3 protein-coding genes are annotated in these 5781 nt (G+C 70.0%); 2 read left to right on the plus strand and 1 reads right to left on the minus strand.

Annotated features, from left to right (window positions below):
• The first annotated feature begins 245 nt into the window (after window positions 1-245).
• Complete coding sequence (locus tag RB628_RS36105; protein WP_318324864.1) at window positions 246-1358, plus strand: LLM class flavin-dependent oxidoreductase; 1113 nt, start codon at window positions 246-248, stop codon at window positions 1356-1358.
• A 390-nt stretch (window positions 1359-1748) separates the two neighbouring features.
• On the opposite strand, the gene RB628_RS36110 is transcribed toward RB628_RS36105, so the two are convergent.
• The gene (locus RB628_RS36110) at window positions 1749-3545 is read right to left on the minus strand and encodes a putative bifunctional diguanylate cyclase/phosphodiesterase (RefSeq protein WP_412180780.1); all 1797 of its coding nucleotides are present in this window, start codon (window positions 3543-3545) and stop codon (window positions 1749-1751) included.
• A gap of 720 nt (window positions 3546-4265) precedes the next feature.
• On the opposite strand from RB628_RS36110, the gene RB628_RS36115 reads away from it, so the two are divergent.
• Window positions 4266-5624, plus strand: a complete 1359-nt coding sequence (locus tag RB628_RS36115) for a M6 family metalloprotease domain-containing protein (RefSeq protein ID WP_318324866.1) — start codon at window positions 4266-4268, stop codon at window positions 5622-5624.
• Window positions 5625-5781: the final 157 nt, after the last annotated feature.

A 5781-nucleotide genomic window follows, 5' to 3' on the forward strand; every position in this document is an offset into this window, starting at 1 on the left:
CCGCCGTTCCTGCAGACAGGTGGTGCCCCTTTGGTGTGGGCCGTTGCTCCCAGCCCCTCTGGGGGAGTCTGAGGACAAGGCCCGTTCAGGGCCGGAGGGGGGTCTGGGGGCGCAGCCCCCAGGTACAGGATGGGACGGGTAGGGGCGGAGGGGGCGAGAATCCCCCTCCGGGGAATAAGCGGAGCCCCCCTCCTGTTCCACCCCGGAGGACACCGCACCGCACAAACCCGCAGGAGGCACCCACCGTGACCGCAGACACGACGGCAGACGAGATCCGAGGCAAGGCACAGGGCGCCGCCCCCACCCCCCTCTCCGTCCTCGACCTGGTCACCGTAGGTTCCGGCCACACCGCCACCGAAGCCCTGCAGACCAGCGTCGCCCTCTCCCGTCTCACGGAATCCCGCGGTTTCCACCGCTACTGGGTCGCCGAACACCACTCCATGCCCGGCGTAGCCTCCTCCTCGCCCGCCGTGATCCTCGCCCACCTCGCCGCCCACACCCACCGCATCCGCCTCGGCTCCGGCGGAGTCATGCTCCCCAACCACGCCCCCCTGGTCATCGCGGAGCAGTTCGGCACCCTCGAAGCGATGGCCCCCGGCCGCGTCGACCTCGGCCTCGGCCGGGCCCCGGGCACGGACGGCGCCACCGCCGCAGCCCTCCGCCGGACCGAGCGCCTCGACGAAGGCGCCGACGACTTCCCCCGGCAACTCGCGGAGCTGACCCGCTTCCTGGACGACGACTTCCCCGACGGACACCCCTACCGCCGCATCCACGCCATCCCCGGCCCGGTCCAGTCGACGTCCCCGGGTGGAGTCCAGTCCACCCACCGCCCGCCCATCTGGCTGCTCGGCTCGTCCGGGTTCAGCGCACGCCTGGCCGGTGCCCTGGGCCTTCCCTTCGCCTTCGCGCACCACTTCTCCGCGCAGAACACCGTCCCGGCCCTGGACCTCTACCGCGAGTCCTTCCAGCCCTCCGAGATCCTGGACACCCCCTACGCCCTGATCGGCGTCTCCGCACTCGCCACCGACGACGAGAAAGAGGCCCGCCGTCAGGTCCTCGCGATGGGCCTCAACATGGCCCGCCTGCGCTCCGGCCGCCCCGGCCTGTTCCCGTCCCCGGAAGAGGCGGAGGCGTACGAATTCAGTCCGATGGAACGGGAGTTCGTCAGCTCCTGGATGACGAACATCATCCACGGCACGGCGGACGAGGTCCGCACAGGCCTGGACGACCTGCAAAAGCGCACGGGAGCAGACGAGTTGATGCTCGTCTCCCACGCCCACCGGGGTGAACTGCGCCTGCGCTCGTACGAACTCATCGCGGACGCCTACGGAATGCCCACACGCGTCGACACGGCCTGACGGAGCATCAGCGGACAACCCCTACCGACAGACAACCTCTGCCGACACGTACTACCGTTCCTGGAACCTGGGCTGGGGGTGCGTCCGTTCAGTCGCGCGCCCCGAACGGTCTTGGGCGTTCCCCCAGATGGGGCGCCACAGTCCCAGCGTTCTCGACCCCGGGCGGCGACACGCATCCTGTGCGTGATCCGGGCCCGGGAGGCCCCCGCGGCCGGAGGCGACGGGGAGGCCCCTGGCCATCCTCTGGTGGAGCAGGGTCCCTGTACTCCCCCGGAGGGAATATCCCCAGACGCCGTACCCGGTGTCCCAGGTCGCACCATCACGTCGGCCCGATCGGCCCGATCAGTCCAGGGCACCGCAAGCCCGCAAGCGGACGATCACGCGATCGAACTACTCCGGCCTCGTGCGGGCTCCTTGCCGAGCAGCTACCAACCCCCCCATCAGCAAGGAAATCCGATCCGCCCCCACCGGCCGCGAATACAGCCACCCCTGCCCCGTATCGCACCCGATACGGCGCAGACGGCCGGCCTGGGCGGCCGTCTCCACGCACTCCGCGGTCACCGTCAGCCCCAGTCGGTGCGCGAGTTGGATCATCGCCTCGACGACGATCTCGTCGGCCGGGTTCGGCGCGACGCCCTCACCCTCGTACTGGAACCCCCGCACGAAAGAACCGTCCAGTTTCAGTACTGACACCGGCAGCCGGCTGAGGTAGGCCAGGTTCGAGTACCCCGTGCCGAAGTCGTCGATCGCGATGCCCACACCCATGTCGCTGAGTGCCTGGAGTGCCTGGAGGGGCCGGCCGGCGGAGCCCATGACCGCCGACTCCGTCAGCTCCAGCTGCAACAGACGTGCCGGCAGGCCGGTTTCGTCGAGGATCCCCGCCACGTCCGCCACCAGGTCGGAGTCCCAGACCTGACGCACAGCGACGTTCACGCTCACGAAGATCGGTGGCTCGTCGGGGCGTTCGAGCTGCCAGCGGCGGGCCTGACGGCAGGCCGTGGCCAGGACCCAGCGCCCCAGCTGCACGATCGAACCGTCCTCCTCGGCCAGTCCGATGAACCGATTCGGCGTCAATGTGCCGAATTGCGGGTGGTGCCAGCGCACCAGCGCCTCGACACCGTGCACGCGGCCGTCTTCCATGCCCACCAACGGCTGGTAGTCCAGGGCGAATTCGCCCCGCTCGATGGCCGGCCGGAGGGTGGAGGACAGGGCCTGACGGGTCATTCGGTGGGCGTTGCGCTCGGGGTCGAAGAGCGTCCAGCGGGACTTGCCGTCGGCCTTCGCCCAGTACAGCGTCGTGTCCGCGGCCTGCATCAGACCCGTGGGCGTCGTGCCCGCGGCATGCCGCTCCACGACGCCGATGGAGGCGGAGACGGACATCCGCTGACCGGCGAGGTCGAAGGGCAGCTGGAGCGCCTTCAGCACCGACTCGGCCAGGTCGGCCAGTTGCTCGGTGCCCGTCGAGTCCTCGACCAGCAGCGCGAACTCGTCGCCGCCCAGTCTCGCCACCAGCGGGGCGACGGCGCCCGGGTTGCGCCGGGCCAGGCCCGCCTCCTCCGCGCACCGCGTGAGCCGTTCGGCCACGGCGGCGAGCAGCCGGTCACCGACGCGATGGCCGAGGGTGTCGTTGATAGCCTTGAAGCCGTCGAGGTCCAGGTAGCACAGGCCGATCCGGCCCGTCCCGCTCTGCTCGTACGACTCCGCCTCCAGTGCCGCCGACAACCGCTCGAAGAACAGCGCGCGGTTGGGCAGCCGGGTCACCGGGTCGTGCATCTGCAAGTGCCGCAGCCGCGCCTGGAGTTCACGGCGCGCGCTGATGTCGGCCACGGACAGCAGGACGCCCCGGCTTCCGTACCCCTGGGCTCCCGACGGACCCTGCCCGTTCCGTGAACCTCCCGCAGTCCCAGGAGTCTTCGAAGCCCCCGCCGCCTCCGTCGGCAGCGGTGCGACCGTGACCTGGGCCCAAAGGGAGTATCCGTCAGGGTGTTTGAGGCGGCGGGTGCAGCGAAGCCGAGCCTGTCGGCCGCGCAGAACCTCGCGGTACGCGTGCCACGCGCGCGTGTCGGACGCCAGGTCCACCAGATCGGCGGCCACCTTCCCCGCCAGCACTTCCGGGCCGATGCCCAGCAGCGTGCCCAGGGCCTCGTTCGCCGCGACGACCAGGCCCTCGCGGTCCACCACGGCCATCGCCAGTGGCGCCGCCGCGAAAGCGGCCGGCAACAAGGCGCTGTCCGCAGCCGCGGCTGAGCCCGCGGTTGAACCCGAGCCCGAGCCCGCAGCCGCAGTTGAACCCGAGCCCGAGCCCGCAGCTGTAGGGGGTGTCGACATGGACGAGATGGACGACATAGGCGACGTAGAAGGCATGGACGACGTGGAAGACGTGCCGATGTTACTCTCTGTGACAGCCGGCCGGACGAGATCTACCGCGGGCGCCGGCCCTTCGGACGTTCCGCTCACCGCTCGCTCCCGCAGTGCACTCGGTCTTCATATGGATCCCGTCGGGTGGCCGACCGGGCGGCAAGCCGCCGCCCTGGCCTTGTCCGTGCAGGAAAGTGTCAGGGAAGTGCCAGGAAAGTGTGCCGATCATAGAGGCTGGCCCCAAGCCCTTCCAGCCACTGTCCAGTGTCCATGAATGACCGGTGGTTCTGACAGATCGTTTCTGCCCGCGCCTGGACGGGTTCCTTCGCCCTCGATCGCATGTGACGTTCTGTGAGTGATTCGGGGTGTCGCTCCACGAAGGGTGAGCCTTCGCATGCTTGGTCGCCTGCCCCCTCGCCCCTGAACGTCCCTGGTCACCTGCCCGATGGCTCCCCGATCACCCTTCTGGTGCAGACAAACAGGGCATACAAGCGCAAGATCACACAGGCTGGTTGCGGTGTCCCCCGAAACTCGTGTCCGGAGGTCTGCGTGCCGCGTCAGCTTCCCCTCAAGGGGCTCACATACGACGCCCTGACGGGAATCAAGGGGCTCGCGCGCGCCGGAGCGCGCCCCCGACTGCGCAGCACGGCCGCCGTACTCACCACCATGACGGCCCTGGCCGCCACCTCTCTCATCGCCGGCCCCTCGGTCGCGGAACCCTTCTCGGCGCAGCCCTGCGCCCTGCAGCGCACCGACGCCCACCACTCGGAGGGCCTGGACACCTGGAACGCCGCCTATCCGCGCCCGTCCCGCGCCCTCGACGCCGTGATGCTGTTCCTCTCCTTCCCGGACGCACCGCCACGGACCACCCCCGCCGAACTGGCCGCCGATCATTTCCCGGCCACCAGCGACTTCTTCGCCCGAGCCTCGTACGGCAAGTTCACGCTGCGCCCGCATCCGCTCCGGCACTGGATCCGGATGCCGGAGCCGTCCACCGCGTACGCCATACAGCGGGACTGGAGTGCCGCCCACCGCGCCGCCTATCTGCGCGACGCGCTTGCCGCCGCCGACCGCGAGGTCGACTTCTCACGCTACGACATCGTCTACTTCGTGGCCGACCCGGACGCGCCCGGCGTCGACTCCGACGCGACGAAGGTCGTCAACCTGGACGTGCCGTTGCGGGCCGACGGCACGGACATCCGCCGGGTCGTCACCGTCTTCGAGAAGCATCCGCCGGACCGGCTGGTCCTCGCCCATGAGACGGGCCATGTCTTCGACCTGCCGGACCTCTACCACCGGCCCGTGGACGGAAAGGGTGACTGGGACACGTACGTCGGCGACTGGGACCTGATGGGCAGCCAGTTCGGCCTGGCGCCGGATCTGTTCGCCTGGCACAAGTGGAAACTCGGGTGGCTGGAACCGCGCCAGGTGGTGTGCGTGCGCGGGGGAGGTTCGTCGCGGCTGACCCTGGAATCGCTGGGGGCGCATCCGGCGGCGACCGCATACGCACGTGCGTATGCGGATGACGAGGGGCGTACGGGGGTGGCGGGTGCGCCGGTCTTCGGGCAGGGGAGCGGGGTGAAGCTGGCCGTGGTGCGGACCGGGGTCGACCGGGCGCTCGCCTTCGAGGCGCGGGGGGCGACGGGCAACGACAGCACGACCTGTACGCAGGGAGTGCTCGTCTACCGGGTGCACGGCGGGGCGGAGTCGGGTGGGGGTCCGGTCGAGGTGGTCGACGCCCATCCGCGTACCGAGGCATGCTGGGAGGACTCCGTCTATCCGCCCCTCGCGGACGCGCCCGTCGCCCTCGGCGAGAGCTTCACGGTGCCCGGCGAGAACGTGCGGGTCGAGGTGGAGGGGCGTACGGCTTCGGGGGCGTGGACGGTGCAGATCACGGCCGCCGACTGAGCCACGACGACGACCGTGGGAATGGCCCCGGTGGTGTGGGTGCAGGGGGTCCGGAAACGACGTTGGCGAGGCTGTTCGTAAACAGCCTCGCCAATCGACAACGTGCGCCGCCAGGGACTCGAACCCCGGACCCGCTGATTAAGAGTCAGCTGCTCTA

This window comes from Streptomyces sp. ADMS, assembly GCF_033441795.1.
Lineage (GTDB): Bacteria > Actinomycetota > Actinomycetes > Streptomycetales > Streptomycetaceae > Streptomyces.

Coding starts and splice junctions, on each gene's coding strand:
- RB628_RS36110 (WP_412180780.1), bottom strand. CDS start 3,545: ATGGCCGTGGTGGACCGCGAGGGCCTGGTCGTCGCGGCGAACGAGGCC.